Annotated in this window: 13 protein-coding genes and 1 tRNA gene; 4 read left to right on the plus strand and 10 right to left on the minus strand. The window is 55.9% G+C overall.

Annotation, left to right across the window (positions count from 1 at the left end; genetic code table 11):
* Window positions 1-461: 461 nt before the first annotated feature.
* Window positions 462-5,324 (minus strand): DEAD/DEAH box helicase, encoded by a 4,863-nt coding sequence (locus KF821_02690; GenBank protein MBX3004718.1) that lies wholly within the window; start codon window positions 5,322-5,324, stop codon window positions 462-464.
* Between the two features lie 185 nt (window positions 5,325-5,509).
* Between KF821_02690 and KF821_02695 the strand changes: the two genes are divergently transcribed.
* A tRNA-Gly gene (locus KF821_02695) sits at window positions 5,510-5,581 on the plus strand.
* Between the two features lie 321 nt (window positions 5,582-5,902).
* The gene (pyk, locus tag KF821_02700; protein MBX3004719.1) at window positions 5,903-7,384 is read left to right on the plus strand and encodes a pyruvate kinase; all 1,482 of its coding nucleotides are present in this window, start codon (window positions 5,903-5,905) and stop codon (window positions 7,382-7,384) included.
* 39 nt (window positions 7,385-7,423) lie between these two features.
* Here the strand turns inward: pyk and KF821_02705 are convergent, their stop codons facing one another.
* The 5 genes from KF821_02705 to KF821_02725 are packed head-to-tail and all read right to left on the minus strand — an operon-like array spanning window position 7,424 to window position 11,965.
* Window positions 7,424-8,539 (minus strand): hypothetical protein, encoded by a 1,116-nt coding sequence (locus KF821_02705; protein MBX3004720.1) that lies wholly within the window; start codon window positions 8,537-8,539, stop codon window positions 7,424-7,426.
* Between the two features lie 15 nt (window positions 8,540-8,554).
* Window positions 8,555-9,457 carry a DMT family transporter gene (locus KF821_02710; protein MBX3004721.1) on the minus strand — a complete coding sequence of 301 codons (903 nt, stop codon included), beginning with the start codon at window positions 9,455-9,457 and terminating at the stop codon, window positions 8,555-8,557.
* A gap of 15 nt (window positions 9,458-9,472) precedes the next feature.
* Window positions 9,473-10,855: a hypothetical protein gene (locus KF821_02715; protein MBX3004722.1), complete on the minus strand. Its 1,383-nt coding sequence runs from the start codon at window positions 10,853-10,855 to the stop codon at window positions 9,473-9,475.
* Between the two features lie 6 nt (window positions 10,856-10,861).
* Window positions 10,862-11,080: a hypothetical protein gene (locus KF821_02720; GenBank protein ID MBX3004723.1), complete on the minus strand. Its 219-nt coding sequence runs from the start codon at window positions 11,078-11,080 to the stop codon at window positions 10,862-10,864.
* Window positions 11,081-11,137: 57 nt separating this feature from the next.
* The gene (locus tag KF821_02725; GenBank protein ID MBX3004724.1) at window positions 11,138-11,965 is read right to left on the minus strand and encodes an ABC transporter substrate-binding protein; all 828 of its coding nucleotides are present in this window, start codon (window positions 11,963-11,965) and stop codon (window positions 11,138-11,140) included.
* Window positions 11,966-12,013: 48 nt separating this feature from the next.
* On the opposite strand from KF821_02725, the gene KF821_02730 reads away from it, so the two are divergent.
* Window positions 12,014-12,460, plus strand: a complete 447-nt coding sequence (locus tag KF821_02730) for a DUF3761 domain-containing protein (GenBank protein MBX3004725.1) — start codon at window positions 12,014-12,016, stop codon at window positions 12,458-12,460.
* Window positions 12,461-12,501: 41 nt separating this feature from the next.
* Here the strand turns inward: KF821_02730 and KF821_02735 are convergent, their stop codons facing one another.
* Window positions 12,502-13,497, minus strand: coding sequence for a hypothetical protein (locus tag KF821_02735; protein MBX3004726.1), 996 nt, complete (start codon window positions 13,495-13,497; stop codon window positions 12,502-12,504).
* A gap of 95 nt (window positions 13,498-13,592) precedes the next feature.
* Entirely contained in the window at window positions 13,593-14,675 is a 1,083-nt protein-coding gene (locus KF821_02740) for an Mrp/NBP35 family ATP-binding protein (GenBank protein MBX3004727.1), read from the minus strand.
* Window positions 14,676-14,705: 30 nt separating this feature from the next.
* Between KF821_02740 and KF821_02745 the strand changes: the two genes are divergently transcribed.
* Entirely contained in the window at window positions 14,706-14,963 is a 258-nt protein-coding gene (locus KF821_02745; GenBank protein MBX3004728.1) for a hypothetical protein, read from the plus strand.
* 187 nt (window positions 14,964-15,150) lie between these two features.
* Here KF821_02745 and KF821_02750 read toward each other — a convergent pair whose 3' ends face one another.
* Window positions 15,151-15,465, minus strand: a complete 315-nt coding sequence (locus KF821_02750) for a hypothetical protein (protein MBX3004729.1) — start codon at window positions 15,463-15,465, stop codon at window positions 15,151-15,153.
* Between the two features lie 151 nt (window positions 15,466-15,616).
* On the minus strand, window positions 15,617-16,291 hold the full coding sequence (locus tag KF821_02755) for a 4Fe-4S binding protein (protein MBX3004730.1): 675 nt from the start codon (window positions 16,289-16,291) through the stop codon (window positions 15,617-15,619).
* Window positions 16,292-16,299: the final 8 nt, after the last annotated feature.

The following is a 16,299-nucleotide window of genomic DNA, read 5'->3' on the forward strand; positions in this document are numbered from 1 at the left end:
CTAGATGGGATTGCACACTCCGTTGGAGGCGGTGGAACTCCGCTGTACCATAAGAGCCAAAACTATTCCAAGTAACCAAAGACACCACCATTCGCTGTAGCGATAGCTAGTGGACGTAGCGAATTCTGATGAAAAGTCAGAAGCCTTGTTAAGCAGCAATTGGAGAGGCATTTTATAAGCTATGGGGATGATCTCCCTTCTGGGTTTCCTCAGTTTCTCCCCTCTTTTAGTTCTTAAAGAGTAAGTCAAACGAGGCCATGAGCCAGGAATCCATCCTTCGTTTGCAAGGGTGGATTCCGTCTCCTACCATGAAGCCTGTTTACCGTTACTATCCCAAGGTTTGATAACAACAATATTTAAGATAGCTAAATTAGACGCACAATAGAGCAGAAAAATCACCATCAGATCTCAAGTTTAGTGGTTTTGTTGCTAGGTGGGCATAAAGCAAGTTCTACCTCAACTCATTCAAACTTTACATCTGGCAGACTGTTTACTATATCTACGGTCTGCACACTGACGTTTATAACACTCAGCAACAAATCTAAAATGTAGCTGGGTTTGCCAGCTTCTTTCGCCCAGTCATTGGGATCGTTGGTAATACCGCTTTCCTTGTGCGTGGTGATCTGGTAACGCTCCATCACCCATTCAATAGCTGATTTGCCATTGACGACGTATTCATAGGCCTTGGCTGGGATGTTAGTGATCTTGATGTCCTTGTTATAGATGATGGTGTCTTTCTTGTCTTTGGCAGGAAAGCGCATCTTGACTACACGGTAGTAGCCATCCGGCATACCTTGTTTTGTAATCTCAGGCTGGTGCACTACAGCGCCGTCATAGGGTGGCACCTGCTCATAATCAATGTGCAAATCTGCTAGCTGCCGCCCAGCCCTACTGAATGCCCAGAAGGCAGCTACATCATCAACCAGTGGAAGCCTGGGCAACTGCATCTTCAGGTCATCTGCAAATGCAGAGCGATAAGTTGGGCTGTGCAGTAATCCGTAGGCATAATAGAAAACATCCTCTTTGGCTACTAACTTCCCATACTGGCTTTGAGCACGTTTCAGAATGAAATCGGAAATACCGTCCTTCCGGACATAATCACTATTTGCAGAATCGAAGAGAGTTGGAGATTGCTTGTCTGCTTCTTCATAATAGAACAGCGGAAAGCACTGACCATTTGCCAGAAGTTGCACATCCGGTATTACATTAGAAATGATAGCCGAAAAATCTTTGTTCCCTCCAACACCAGAAACATAAATCACCAGATTCTCTGAAGTAGAGAGTGGAAACAGTTTTGGAAGTTGGTATGGCCTGTGGTTGAGCGTATCGTCCCGATATACAAATTGCTTGAAGAAGGGCCGGTATAAGGACTCGCGAATTGCCTGATTGTCAAACTTTAGCTGCACTCCCGCCTCAAATTTTGCTACCAAGCTACTTGACCACTTGATGGTTCTTTCTTCTGAGCCAATTACGAGCTGATTACCCTTCGCCTCCTTCAAAAATTTCTGATACTTCTTGATGAAGTCAGACATAACTTGCGATACTCTTGCAGATGAGGAGCTGTAAACCCAAGCATCTCTATTCGTTTGCAGACCATTGGAAGAGGTGAGGAAGAACGATCTCTCACTTGAAGAAAATTTCTTCTCTGGCGAAAGTGGAATAAATGTCTCGAATGTGCCGCTGCGCTGTCTCAGCCAATCACCATGCTCATTGGGATTAATCTCCTGCCAAGCAATTTGCGGATTAGCTACAGAGCCAAATTTGGCAATGGTGTTTAGTTTTTCTTCTCTTGAAAGATAGTCCCCAATGTCATGATAATGAATGCTGGCTTTGTCTAATTGGCTTTTCGGATTTTTTACCAGCAAGGTGACTGCCACAGGTGCACGCGATCCTGCGCCAAAAATCTTGCCACCTTCTTTTTTGCTCAATTCCCCACTGGTTCGCTGATTCCCTCTCAAATTGAAGACCCAAATGCTCGAAAACTCAGTCTCGACAGTTTTGCGAAAGCCGTCAGCACTATTGCTATCCAGCCATGAGCCGTTGGAAACAAAAGCGATTACCCCGCCATGCTCTGGATCCAAGCGATCACTGGCCCAACGGAATGCGCGAATATATGAGTCATAGAGAGAATTCTTGTTGGTTGCTTTGGTTGCCTTGGCATATGTCTCAGCAATGCGAGCATCCAGATTTGAGTATTTTTGATTTTGCGCATTGTCGTTGGCTGACCGCTGCCCAACTGAATATGGAGGATTGCCAACAATTACCCGAATAGGCGTGGATTTTTGCTTGGCCACCCTCTCTGAATTGCGAGGGAAGACGGACATATCCATCACTCCGCCCTCGCCAGCGGCAATCTCACTCAGTTGAAAACTGTCTGTAAGAACAATACCTTCAAAGGGCACATAAGAGGCTTCAGTCCCTAGCAAGTCATGGTAGACATTCTCGATATTGACAGCCGCGATGTAATATGCAAGCAAGACAATCTCGTTGGCATGTATCTCATATTGATACTTGCGAGCAAGGTCCTTTTTGTCTATCAGGCCGCTTTGGAGCAAGCGAGCAACGAATGTTCCTGTACCCGTAAACGGGTCCAGAACATGGACATTTTCGTCCGAAAGGCTACGACCAAATTCCTGCTTCAAAACATCTTGCACGGAACGAACAATGAAATCAACAACTTCTGGCGGTGTGTACACAATGCCCAGCTGCTCTACCATGCGTGGAAATGCCGTTTTGAAGAACTTCTCATATAACTCAACGATCACCTGCTGTTTACCTTCTGCGTTGTCAATTCCAGCGACGCGCTGTTTCACCGATTCATAGAACCGTTGAAGAGAATCAGATTCCTCAGCGACCGCCTGGCCATGCAGGACATCTAGCATGGATTGCATAGATTGGGAAACAGCATTGTTCTTGACAAAAGAATAGTTATCAAACAGTGCCTCAAATATTGGCTGGGTGATCATGTGCTGAGCCAGCATTTCTACAGCCTGAGCATCATCAATACTGGGATTGATATTGGCCTGCAAGCCTTTCAAAAAAGCATCAAAGGCAGAACGCTGTTCTTTGCGCTCAGTAATCAGGAATTTAATCCTCTCAATTTGCTGCTCGGCAATTTTGGCAACATCCTTGGCCCACTGTTCCCAATAGAGACGATCCCCTACCTTCTCCACCATGCGGGCAAATACAATGCTTTGTAATTCCTCAAACTGCATTCGCAGTTGGTGAGCAACATTACCAACTTGATATTCGGCAGTAGTTTCACTAATTTGGTGTGGCCGCCCATCGTCTTGGTCAAAAATGGTTTCGGGTCTGCCTACCAATATCTGGTTAGGACGAGTTTTATTGAGGTCAATCTTATTGATCGTGGCATTAAAGCGGTCATCGTGCGCTCTCAAGGCATTGAGCACTGTCCAGACCACTTTGTACCGTTCGTTATCATCCAAGGCTTGGGCAGCGTCTACATCTGGGGGCACCACCACTGGGATAATAATGTAGCCATATTTCTTGCCAGGTGATTTGCGCATCACTCGTCCTACGGATTGCACAACATCCACCTGTGAATTGCGGGCAGACAAGAACATCACGGCATCCAAAGAAGGCACATCTACGCCCTCGCTCAGTACACGCACATTGGTCAGGATACGGCATTCATTGGCATCACCGGTTTCCTGAAGCCAAGCGAGCATTTCGTCCCTTTCAGGAGCGGCCATCGTTCCATCAATGTGCTTCGCCGCGATACTGACCATCTCTTCTTTTTTGTCAGCAGGTAAAGCATTCAAGTACACATCAGTTACATCATTATAGGTATTGGTGATTTTTCTGGAAATCTTGATACTTTGGGTGAAGGCGACTGCCCTACGCATTGGTTCTGGGTCAGCATCCTTGGTAATCCCTTGATCCCCTAAGAATTGCTTAGAAAGGGCATTTATCGTTCCAATTAGCTTTGAGGCATCATCGGCATTGATCTCTGATTTTTCATCAGTAATCATTTGCCAAATCGCTGGAGGCACATCTTTATTGTCTACGGTCAGGATCAGGACTTTGTAATCCGTCAGCAAGTCTTTTTCAACGGCTTCACCAAAGCCAATACGGTAAATCTCTTCGCCATATACCTTAGCATCATCCATAGACCACAATAACGCAGCCACTTGAGAAGCTCTACTCTTGCTGTCATCACTATACAAGCGAGGAGTGGCGGTCATATACAACCGCTTTGTAGCCTTAATGAACTTGCTGTCATGCACCTTTACAAAAGCAGATTCATCCTCATCGGCCAGTTTGACACCTGTAGTGCGATGAGCTTCATCACAGATAATGAGGTCAAATTCCCCAAAACCATCACGGAGAAGAACCTTCTGAGCCTTGGAAACCACTTCAATGGAGTGGTAGGTAGAGAACACCACTGTCATCCCGGGCAGCTTCCTGTCCCTGATTTGCTGAAACTGAAGCAGGATGTCCTTGGTGTCTGTAGAAGCAGGGAAGGCCAGATCTATGACGCTGGAGGCATCAACATCTTCATTTCTGCCTTTTTGCTTAGTAACCTTAGGGTCTGAGCAAATTGCAATTGCGTTGATTGGTTGATTGGCATCTGCCATCCATGCCCGCAGGGTTTGCCCCAACAATGCAATACTGGGCACAAGAAAGAGGATTGTTCCTTGACCCTTGGTTTCATGCTCAGCAATACGGAGGGAGGTGAGGGTTTTGCCCGTCCCACAAGCCATAATCAGCTTGCCACGATCGGCTGTTTTGTAATACTCGTGAGCCTTCTCTAGTGCTGTTTGCTGATGTTTGAATAGCGTCTTTGGTGCAGTGCGAGAGAGCTCACCATGCACACCTTGGTCAAGCTTCTGCCAGTCAACAGGAGCCTGGCTTAGGTCGCTAAGGTTTAGGCGGCTGACAGGGGGTTTCTGGTTCCTGATAGCCTCTGTAGCATTCCTGCTCCACTTGTTTGTTGTAGAAATCCACAATCTGTGAGCAAAGGATCTGGTTAGTAGATTGTCATCCTTGAATTCACGGCTGGATGTAGAAAGAAAGGTATCAACAGATGCCTTATCAATGCCAGTGGTCTCATCAAAGAACTTGCATTGAATTGCCCAGTATTCCCCCTCAACAGTCAGGGCAACAAGGTCAATGCCTGCATCAATGCCCCCAAGATCAGCTCGGTAAGGGAATTCGGACCATAACCACACCTTGCTAAAGCGGTCAGCATATGTGCGGTCAGTGAGCAGGTAAGCCTGCATCAACCGCTCAAAGCGATCCCCCTTGTCACGCTTGCTAAAGGCTAGCTTTTGGTATTTATCAAGGATGGATTTGAATGACAATGGATTCCCTCAGAACTGGATGTATTCGAAGGATTATACATTGGGGAAGAATTCTCGCCTTTCTTGTATGCTGATACATATCAAAGATCTCAAGTTAGTTATAATTAAGGCACTAGCTTAGGTGGTTTTGCTAGGGATTTAGGTACTCATTGCAACAAAAGTACCTGTGAAAATTGAGTAGATACGCGGGTGTCGCCAAGTGGTAAGGCACTTGCTTCCCAAGCAAGTATGCGTGGGTTCGAATCCCATCACCCGCTCTGAAATCAGCGAGCGTAATGTGAAGTCAGCGTAGTGCTGCCGAAGCGTAGCTTCGGCCTAAACGAGCGCAGCGAGCGTAGCACCCACTCTGAAGTCAGTGCGGCCCTGCCGAAGCGTAGCTTCGGCATAAGCGAGCGCAGCGAGCGTAGCACCCACTCTGAAGTCAGTGCGGCCCTGCCGAAGCGTAGCTTCGGCATAAGCGAGCGCAGCGAGCGTAGCACCCACTCTGAAGTCAGTGCGGCCCTGCCGAAGCGTAGCTTCGGCATAAGCGAGCGCAGCGAGCGTAGCAACCACTTGCCTTGTAGCGGGTTATAAACTCAATGCTAAAAGAACGACGTGCAAAAATCGTGGCCACCCTTGGCCCCTCCAGCCAGGACAGTGCGACCCTGGAACGGATGATCGCGGCGGGCATGAGCGTCGCCCGCCTCAACTTCTCGCACGGCACGCATGCCGAGTACGCCGAGTTGATCCAACGCGTGCGTGCCGCAGCCGAAAAGCTGGATACCCCGGTAGCCATCCTGCAAGACTTGCAAGGCCCCAAGATCCGCGTGGGTGACCTGGCCAACGGCAGCGTAGTGCTGACCCGCGGCGATTGGATCACGTTAACCACGCTGGAAGACGGCAGCGGCCCGGCCAACAGCATCCCGGTGGACTTTGCCGAATTGCCCCGTTTCGTCTCCAAAGGCGGGCGCATCCTGCTGGACGATGGCCGCCTGGAGCTGCGCGCCGGCGAGGTGACCGAGACCACCATTCAGGCCGAAGTAATCATCGGCGGCACATTGAAATCCAACAAGGGGATCAACCTGCCCGGCGCCTACATTGACGTGCCCGGGCTGACCGCCAAAGACGAGCTGGACCTGGCCAAGGGCCTGGACCTGGGCGTAGACATGGTGGCGATCTCTTTCGTGCGCACTGCCGAGGATGTCCAGCGTGTGCGCGCCTTCATCAACCAACACGCCCCCGCGCCCGATCGCATGGACGTGCCGATCATCGCCAAACTGGAGCGCAGCGAAGCGCTCGAGAACCTGGTGGAAATCGTCGAAGCCGCCAACGGCGTGATGGTGGCACGTGGTGACCTGGGCGTGGAGCTACCGCCTGAATACGTGCCCATTGCCCAGAAGCAGATCATCGATGCCGCCAACCAGGCCGGCAAGATCGTGATCACGGCCACGCAAATGCTCGAATCGATGATCCTGAACCCGCGCCCCACCCGCGCCGAAGCCTCTGACGTGGCCAACGCCATCTTTGATGGCACGGACGCCGTGATGCTCTCCGGCGAAACCGCGATGGGCAGCTACCCGGTGGAAACCGTGCGCATGATGGAAGCCATCATCCACGAGTCGGAGCTGCACCTGAGCAAATGGGGCCACTGGAAGGGCCACGAGCCTTCGCTGGAGCGTGAGGATGCCATCTCGATCACACGTGCGGCGCGCGAACTGGCCGAAGATGTGAACGTGGCGGCGATCACCGTCTTCACCGAATCGGGCCGTACCGCCCTGCTGATGTCCAAGTCGTTCCCGCGCGTGCCGATCCTTGCGCTCACGCCCGAGCGCAAGACCTACCAGCGCATGGCAGTGTACGCCGGCGTGCTGCCCATCATGGTGGCACTCTCCCACAGTATTGACGAGATGCTGGAGAGCATCGAAAGCACCACCCTGGGGCTGCACGACCTCAAGCCCGGGCAGAAAGTAGTGGTCATCTCTGGCTACCCCATCGGCGATATGCGCCCGCCCAATTTGGTCATGCTGCACACGCTGGGGCAAGATCGTAATAAGCTCTACAAGCGTGACGCGCTGCAATAGCAAAATAAAAAAGACGGGCAAGCCCGTCTTTTTTTCTAGTTACCAGCCAATACGCTTACGATTCAAGGGGATGCCGGGCGAAGCCTGGCGCCGGGCCAGCACGTAGCTGCCATACAAGGCCGCGGCGGCCACCAGGCTGAGTAAAAATCCCTGCAACATCAGCGGGCCACTGACGTAATCCAGCGCGCCACTGGCCAAGGCCCCGCCCACGGCTGCGGCCGCGCCGCCCATGCGCAGAAAAGGCCCCGCCAACAGCGCATCCACAAAGTGCAGCGAGAAAAATTCCAAGCCCAGGCCAAACACAAAGGTGAGCCCGCCGGCCAGCAGCAGCGGCAAGCCAGCCCAGCGCAGCGCCTGCGGCAGGCTGCGCGCCGCCAGCAGCACGCCCAGCAGGCCCAGCGCGGCGATGGCCAGCCAGCCCCACTGCAGGCCACGGCGCAACTGCACGATGCCGGCTTTGAGCTGAGCCAATTCTTCGGGTGCGCCGGCCAACTGCCCCAGCGCACCAATATCCACCGAATCGGGGGCGTGCTCCAGGCTGGCCTGCAAAAGCGTGCTGGCATTCTCCACCACCGCCGAATACACCGGCTCCGGCGGGCGGCAGCCGCTCACCTGGCTCAGGGCTGCCTCCATAGATTGCAGGGCGCCCAGTACCAGGCTGGTTACCTGGGCGGTGCTGCATTCAGGCAGCGCGTCCAGCACCACGGTCAGCACCGCGGCAGCATTTTGCTGGGCATTGGCCTTCCAGCCGCTTAGCTCCACATGGATCGCCGGCAGAGCGGCATCGCCATCCAGCCAGGCGGTATATCCGTCCACCACCTCCTCAACTGTATCTTCGATCAGGTTGGTGGGCACCGTCAGCGCGGTGATCGCGCGCCAGTCGTCTTCTTCAAGCTCCGCCAAGGTGTTGCGCACAAACGCGGCGGTCACGGAGGGCTGTTCACCCTCGGGGCTGAGGAAGAGTTGGCGGGTGAGTTGATTGGCCAAGGCCGCGGCGAGCTGGCCATCCTGCAGGTTCTGGCGCACCATCGCCGCGGTTGACTCGGCGTCAAAGATCACTCGACTGAGCTCACGAAATGCCAGGCCAAACGGCAACAATGCGATCATCAGCACCATCGCCACGATCGCCAGCGGACGAAAGATGTATTGCTGCACAACACCTCCAGGAAACTAGGCGATTCTATCGCCCTGGGCAGCCAGCCACAAGCAGGCCAGGATCAGCGCCCCGCCGGCGGCAAAATGCAAGCTGAACGGCTCACCCAGCAGGCCGATGCCCAACCCCGCCCCCACCAGCGGCTGCGCGAAGAAGGTCAGCCCGGCGATGCCGGCTGGCAACATGGCAAAAGCGCGGTTCCATAGATACGCAGCCAGGGCAGTCGATACTACGCCCAAGTACAAAATGCCCGCCAGCAGGCCGGCGTTCATCGCAGCCATCGGCTGCCGCTGCAGCTCCAGGCTGGCGGCGGGCAGCACCACCAGCAGGCCACCGATGAAAGCTCCCAGGGTGAGCACTAACGGGTCGAGTAGTTGTGGGCCACGCGCGCTAAGCCAGCGCACCAATACCGAATACAAAGCCCAGGTGAGCGCCGCGCCCACCAGCAGTAGATTGCCACGCCATAGGGGTGCCTCCAGGCCGGCTTGCCAGGGATTGACGATCAGCAAGACGCCCAGCGTGGAGAGCAGCAACGCCCCCCATTGGCGCGGCCGGATGGCTTCGCCCAGCAGCCCACGCGCAAACAGGAACACCAGCGCCGGCGTGGCGGCCGTGATCACGGCGCCATTGGCGGCGGTGGAGAGCTGCGTGCCACTGAATTGGAAGCCCAGGGAAATTCCATAGCCCAGCACCCCGAGGGCCAGCAGGTGCAGCCATTGGCGCCGCGCCAGCCGCGGCCAGCTGCCACGCCAGCGCATCCACACTAGCAGGCTGGCGATACCCAGCAGCAGGCGCAAGGCCAACAGGGTGAAGGGTGGCACATAGGCCAACACCCATTTGCTGACCACATACATGCCGCCCCAGATCGCCGCGGCGAGCAGACCGAACAGAATCCCCTTACGCAGTGGGCCGGCGGACATAGTGAGCCGGGCGCGCTATTTGCGTTTCAACAGGAACAGGGTGCGTTCCGATTCGGCGATTGCTTCTTCTGCCTCAATGCGGTAGCTATGCCCAAAGGCTTGCCTGAACCCATCCAGGGTGTACTCATCAAAGATGTCTTTGCGTGCCGCCAGCAGACGCTGCGTCTGCGAATCGTTTTTGGGCACAAACTCAATGATCAGCCAGGGGGCCAGGCTGGCAAAGAATTCGGCAATCTGGCGCAGGGCCAGGTTGTTGCCGATGGCCAGGTGGTGCACCAGCGCCAGGGCCATTAAGGCATCCGGCGTACCGCGCCCGGCCAAGGTGTGGCGCTCGCCGTTGGCCCACCCGGAGGCCGGGCTGGGATTCACCAGGTCAATCTGCAGCGGCAGCAAATTTTGCTCCTGCTGCGCCCTGACCTGCAAATAGTTCTGTTCCACCGCGGCGGGGTCGTAATCCTGCGAGACGGTGAAGATGCCTTGGCGGCTGGCAATGCGGCTATAGAGGCCGTTGTTGGCGCCCATATCCCACACGGTCTTGGGGGCAATCTTTTGCAGGTACTTCTCCACCAGCTCTGCCTTGTGGCGCTCGGCGGCGTTGCTATAGTTGGTTTCTTCGTAGTAGTTGCCCCAGGCGCTGCCAGCCGGCTTCCACTTCAGCCCCTTGATCGTGGTGCGCAGGTGATCGATCAGGCCGAGCAAGGCGGTCTTGGTGAGCCCGGGCTTGCCTGCCCCGGCTTGTGGCTGGGCCGCGCCGGCATAGCGGCGCTGGGCGCCCGCATGAGCGTGGATGTGCAGCAGCAGGCCGCTGTTTAAACGCGTATGCCAGGGCAGCAATTCGGACGCCAAGCCGAGATCGACCCCATCCAACCAGTTGCGCAGCAACTGGTTGAGGCGCACGTCCACATGCGCCATCAGCGCCAGCGGGGCCAGGAAGTGCTGGCAGAACTGGCGATAGGCCGTCCACGGTTGGCCCTCGGGGTAGATCTCAAAAGAGAGGCTATCCATCAAGACCGGGCGGCCATTGTGGAATTGAATGTTGCTGTTGTTGGCATCCTTCATCCACATGCCGTGGCGCAGGGCGCGTTTTTGCAGGCTCAGGGTAAGTAGCGCGGCATCCTTGAGCTGGCTAAAGCTCCACTCGTAGGCGTAAGAAATAAAGGGGATGCGTTCGGGCTGCAGAACCTTGTAGGCCAGTTGCGGCTCCGCCGGGGTGATCTCCACCTCACGGTGGGGGATCATCATCTGGCGTCCAACCAGCTCATCGTAGAGGCCTGAGCCGTGGAGCAGCTCATAATCTGCCTGGTAGCTGTTGTTTACCTGGCGATACAGCTCCCCGGCGCGCGTAAAAACAAAACCGCTGGGATCGCGGAAGACGGGGGTAAGTTTAGTATCCGCCATGCACGCTTATTCGTCGTTGTCGTCGTCTTCTTCGGTCTGGCCACCGCGCAGCTTCTTAAAAAAGCTGCCGATCGAGTGGCGGAAAAAGTAACTGATCGCAGCCGCACCGGCGATCAACAATTGAATGATCAGCGAGCCGGAACCCGGGTCAAGATAGCGAGCGTCGGAAGCGGCGGGGATAAAAAGAATGCCGGCCAGCAACCATTTTGAAACATCGTTCTTCATGTGTACATCCTTTGAGGTATGCAGCGATTTACGAAGGCTAACTATATCATTTTTGGCTTAGCCCAGGCGTTGGCGGGCAATGTGAAGCACGGCCAGCGCTTGGCGCAGGCGCGTGCCCGGCCAGGTGAGATAGCTGCCATCCAGGGTGAGGATCTGGGATGCTGGGAGCCGGCCGCCCAAGGTGGCATACAAACGGGCGGCATTGGCAGCGCCGAAGGCATACGGCTCCGAGGGTAGCAAGGCGGCCTGTGGCGCCGCGGCGGCCAGCTCGGCGGCGGTTACCCGCGGGTAGCGGGTATCTCGCCCCTCGGCCGGCTGAGCTGGCCCCTGCCCCAGGTCAGCCGCCAGCGGGTAACGCCGCTCACGCGCGGCGAAAACGTTGTGGAAGCCGCACAGGGCCAGCAGATCATGGGTGAAGGTGTGCTGGTTGAGCGTCATCCACCACTCGGGTGGGCCAGCCTGGTACCAGACGGGCACAAAGACTGGCAGCGGCTGCGGCTGGCGCTGGCGGGCGGCCGCCACTTCGCTGGCTAGCGCTTCGACCCGGGCGATGGCTGTGGCGCTGTTGTAAAGCTGTGCAATGCTCATCAGATCGGCCACGGCTTGCGCCACCGTGCGTGGAAAGTGCAGCGCTACATGCAGCCCCGCCGCCCGCAAGCCCTCGACGGCGGCCTGAGTATTCTCTTCCTGGTTGGCGAAGATCACATCCGGCTTGAGGGCGATAATCTCAGCGAGGCGTGGATTCTTGGTGCCGCGGATGCGCGGCAGGCGCTCAAGCGGCTCCGCCGGGTAGATGCAATAATCCGTGATGCCGACGAGCGAAGCGCCCAGCCCGAGATCAAACAAGCTCTCGGTGATCGACGGGACAAGCGAAACGGCGCGCATCCGTTGAGTATACAATTGCGCAGGCCTTCATAGTAAGTAGGTGGGTACATGAAGACTGCCGAACGCATAATTCTGGGAATATGGCTGGCTAATTTATTTCTCCTGGTGTTACTGGCCGGGTATTTTGCACTGTCTCCCTCGCTTCACCCAGGTACAGCCAAAGCCGCCACAGTCACCCCCACCCCTTTCCAAGTCCCCACCTTTACAGCCACTGACACTGCTACCGCAACTGATACCAGTACCCCTACGCAAACATTCACTATCACGGCATCCGCTACCCTAACGGCCACCCTGACCACAACACCGCTCCCTACCTCGACGGCCAGCCTAACTAGTACAGCAAATGCTACAGCCACTCAAACCCAGGATGCTTTCATCTTTCGCATTCAGAGCAGTGGAGCTACGGCAATCTGCCGAGACGGAACATTGAGTTATTCGCGCAATCGCAGAGGCACTTGCTCACATCACGGTGGAGTGAGAACTTGGCTGCGCTAGTTAAACTAACAAAAAAACGCCCGCAATTGCGGGCGTTTTTGTTAGTCATCGGTTTTCTTTTGCTTATCGCCGTAGTTGGCTTTGCCGCAGTCGCAGCCGCCGTTTTCATGGCGGTCACACGGAGCTTCGCTCTTGCGGCGCAGCGCCTCGAGCTCATCCCAGGGCTCAATCTCGTGCTTGAGGAACTCGGCGCGCTTGCCTTCGGGCAGCGAGACCAGCACCGCTTGCTTGAGCGGCACCACATCCACCACCTTGCCGCGGCCGAGGGGCGTTTGCACTTCTTTGCCACGCTTGGGCAGCGTCTTGCGCGCCTCCACATACTGCTCGTATTCGTAGATCAGGCAGCAGCGCAAACGGCCGCACATGCCGGTGATCTCGCCCGGATCAAGCGAGATTCCCTGCGCCTTGGCCATCTTGATCGAGATCGGGCTGAAATCAGTGAGGAAGGTGGAGCAGCAGCGGCTCTCCAGCCCACAGGCGCCCATGCCGCCGAGGATCTTGGCAACATCACGCGGGCCAATGCGGCGCATCTCGATATTGGTATTTTTGTAGACCTTGAGCATCTCTTTACGCAGACGGCCCAGGTCCATATCTTTGTCTTCTTCGGTGTTGTAGAGGAAGGTGAGCATTTTGCCGTCAAAGCTGAATTCCGCCTTGACGATCTTGACGCCCTTGTAATTCAGCTTGGACGCCGCGGCGCGCGCCTCGATCATCGCTTCCACTTCTTTCTTTTGCAGCCCCTTGTGGGTCTCCAGATCGCTGGGCGATGCCTTGCGCTCGATCGACTTCCAGGTGCCCTGTTGAGGTGGCGCGGGCGGCTCCTCGAGGCGCTGTACTACCTGGCCGATCTGCACCCCGCGGCTGGTCTCCACGATGGCATAGTCACCCGGCTTGAGTTCAGGCGCTTTACTGGCGTCAAAATGATATAGCTTGCCAATCTTCTGAAAACGGATGCCGACGATCAGCGGGCCGGTGGCCTGCTCTAGCGGCTGTGGCGAATCAGTCATGTCGTTATCGTTGGGATGCAAGGCATCCACAACGCACCTTTCTACGGTTAGTGAATAGTGAGCAGTGATGAGCAATCAGGGAAAACCTGTTTGGCACAGGCTATTCACTGTTCACTATTCACTGATCACTCAATTTTAATGGAAAATGCCTGACTCTGCGCAGCCAAGGCAGCTACCGATGTACGCAGCGCGATGTCTGCGGCAATTTCTGTCAGCGCCTTAGCCGCGGCCGAATCGGGGTGCCCCACCACGATGGGCTTGCCGCCATCGCCCCCGGCGCGCACTTCCGGCTCCATCGGGATGGCGCCAATGAAGGCGACGCCAAACTCCGCCGCCAGATCCTTGCCGCCCCCCTTGCCAAATACTTCCATACGCTTGCCGTCGGGCAGCTCGAGGTAACTCATATTCTCGACCACACCCATGAGCGGCACGCGCAACTGGCGGAACATCTCGGCGCCACGGCGAGCATCATCGATCGAAACCTTCTGCGGCAGGGTGACGATCACGCCCCCGCTGAGCGGCGTGGTTTGCGCCAGGCTCAGCTGCACATCGCCGGTGCCGGGGGGCATATCCACGATGAGATAATCGATCTCGCCCCACTCGACATCATTGATGAATTGGCGGATGGCATTGTGCAACATGGGGCCACGCCACACCATCGCCTGCTCGGGCTTGACCAGGAAGCCGATCGACATCATTTTGACGCCGTAGGCTTCTGCAGGCAGCAGATGGCCGCTGCTGTCTGGCGGGGCCGGCAGGTGTTTGACGCCCATCATGGTGGGTACATTGGGGCCATACACGTCTGAGTCCAGCAGGCCAACCTTGGCGCCAGCCTTAGCCAGCGCAGTGGCCACGTTGACCGAGACGGTGCTCTTGCCTACGCCGCCCTTGCCGGAGGCGATGGCAACGACGTTCTTGACGCCAGAGGCGTAGCCAGCCCGCGGGCGCCCGTCCCCGGGAACCTGGAGGGCAAAGTCGAGCTCGATATGCCGGGCGCCGGCTTTCTCCAGCGCCTTGCGCACGTCTTTCTCGATCTCGGCCTGGAAGGGATGCTGGGGGCTGATCAGCGCCAGGGTCAGCGCCACGCGCTCGCCGCTGACCTCGAGTTTCTGCACTGCATTCAAAAGTACAAAGTCTTTCTGAACGGCAGGCTCTTTTACTTTGGCAAGAGCAGCCAATACAGTTTCGTTGGTGAGTTCTTTGGACATGAGCCTATTATAAAGCTGCTGTATACTCGCATGGTGGCCAGCTACTATCCCGACACACATCCCGAAGTCGAGGCTTTGCAAGCACGCACCCTGCGCGAAATGCCGCCTTGGCGCAAAGCGGAGCTGCTGACCGCACTCGTACGCTGCTCACACCAGCTTGCCGTAGCTGGGCTGCGGCAGCGTTACCCAGAAGCTGCGCCTGCCGAAATCAAGCGCCGGCTAGCGGGGCTGTTGCTTGGCGAAGAAACAGCCAGCAAATTCTATGGAAAATTACACCCCAAGCCCTGATCCCATCTTCATTACGGTACGCGTAACAAAATCTTAGAAGCACTCAGCAATCAAGTGATATTCGCGGGTAAATTAGCGTGCAAAGCGAGCTGCTAGATATCAGCTACTTAAAACAAACAGCAGCGCAATTAGGGCTCACTGCGCTGCTGCAAAAAGCTTTGGATCGTCAGTAAACAATCCGTCTGGTTTACCGCTCCAACTCCTCTAGCTCCTTATGCGCCTTTTCCACCTGCTTTAGCAGTGCCTTCTCACCACCCTTATAGCGGCGCACGTTGTCTTGCGCGCAGGCGGTGCAGCCTTTCATGGCGCGGAACGAGTCGGCGTTGCAGTTATGGCAGCCGTTGACGCGCACCATCGCCAGCACGAAGGCCACCGCCTCCGGCCCTTCTGGGCCGGCCTTGTAGGCGGCCTGCGCGGCGTCACGCCAGGCCTCACCGTGCAGATCGCGGATGGCCGGGGTGACGCGCAGGGGATAGAGCAGTTCGGTATCTTCGTTGTACATATCTGACCACCGTTATTGTGAGGAGTATTGCAGAAGGTTGCATAAAATGCAACCTTCTGGAAACGGACGAAGCAATCTCCGCGCCACTTGCATGCTGGCTTGGGGATTGCTTCGCTCGTTACTGCTCGCTCGCAATGACAAATTCTGTTGTTTACCCAGCCGTGGGCGCAGCGGGCGGCGGGCTGCTAGCGGCCGGAGCCGCAGTTGCAGCCGCAGCCTTGGCCGCGGCGGCTGCCGCCTTCTTGGCCGCTTCTTCGGCCTTGATCGCCTCTTCGCGGGCATAGTTGGTGGGGCGAATGCTGGCGTAGTACTCTGCCGGCTTGGAGAGCTTCTCCTTGTTGAAGATGTGCTCCGCATGGCGATCGTACGAGGCCATCTCGTAGTTGTGATCCATCTTGATCGCATCAAACGGGCAGTATTCGGCGCAGTAGCCACAGTTCATGCAGATGTCCACATCCACAAAGAAATCCACCGGCTCCGGCACGGGGCGCTTGGTCACCGGGTCTTCGGTGCGCACGATCCAGATGCACTGCGGCGGGCACACCTTGGCACAGATGCCGCACGAGGTGCAGCGATCGTGCTTGTTACCCTCTTCGTCTACATCGTAGACCAGGAAGGGAGTAAAGCGAAATTCTTCGGGCACCGGCAGCTTCTCTTCCGGATACTGCACGGTAAAGATGCCTTTGGTTTCGGTGCTGCGGCGGCTCTGCACACCTTCTTCACTGAAGTAGCGCTTGCGCCCCAGCCATTTAATGTCTTCGACATAGGTGTCGATGAAGTGGGTCAGGGTCACCCACATGCCTTTGAGAATACCGAGTCCGTACATATCTTTTC

This window comes from Anaerolineales bacterium, assembly GCA_019637755.1.
Taxonomy (GTDB): Bacteria; Chloroflexota; Anaerolineae; order Anaerolineales; family UBA11579; genus JAMCZK01.

What these genes read in the sequence shown, in the direction of transcription:
- pyk (MBX3004719.1), top strand. Translation starts at nt 5,903, where the DNA reads ATGCTAAAAGAACGACGTGCAAAAATCGTGGCCACCCTTGGCCCCTCC.
- KF821_02710 (MBX3004721.1), bottom strand. Translation starts at nt 9,457, where the DNA reads ATGTCCGCCGGCCCACTGCGTAAGGGGATTCTGTTCGGTCTGCTCGCC.
- KF821_02715 (MBX3004722.1), bottom strand. Translation starts at nt 10,855, where the DNA reads ATGGCGGATACTAAACTTACCCCCGTCTTCCGCGATCCCAGCGGTTTT.
- KF821_02720 (MBX3004723.1), bottom strand. Translation starts at nt 11,080, where the DNA reads ATGAAGAACGATGTTTCAAAATGGTTGCTGGCCGGCATTCTTTTTATC.
- KF821_02725 (MBX3004724.1), bottom strand. Translation starts at nt 11,965, where the DNA reads ATGCGCGCCGTTTCGCTTGTCCCGTCGATCACCGAGAGCTTGTTTGAT.
- KF821_02730 (MBX3004725.1), top strand. Translation starts at nt 12,014, where the DNA reads ATGAAGACTGCCGAACGCATAATTCTGGGAATATGGCTGGCTAATTTA.
- KF821_02740 (MBX3004727.1), bottom strand. Translation starts at nt 14,675, where the DNA reads ATGTCCAAAGAACTCACCAACGAAACTGTATTGGCTGCTCTTGCCAAA.
- KF821_02745 (MBX3004728.1), top strand. Translation starts at nt 14,706, where the DNA reads ATGGTGGCCAGCTACTATCCCGACACACATCCCGAAGTCGAGGCTTTG.
- KF821_02750 (MBX3004729.1), bottom strand. Translation starts at nt 15,465, where the DNA reads ATGTACAACGAAGATACCGAACTGCTCTATCCCCTGCGCGTCACCCCG.
- KF821_02755 (MBX3004730.1), bottom strand. Translation starts at nt 16,291, where the DNA reads ATGTACGGACTCGGTATTCTCAAAGGCATGTGGGTGACCCTGACCCAC.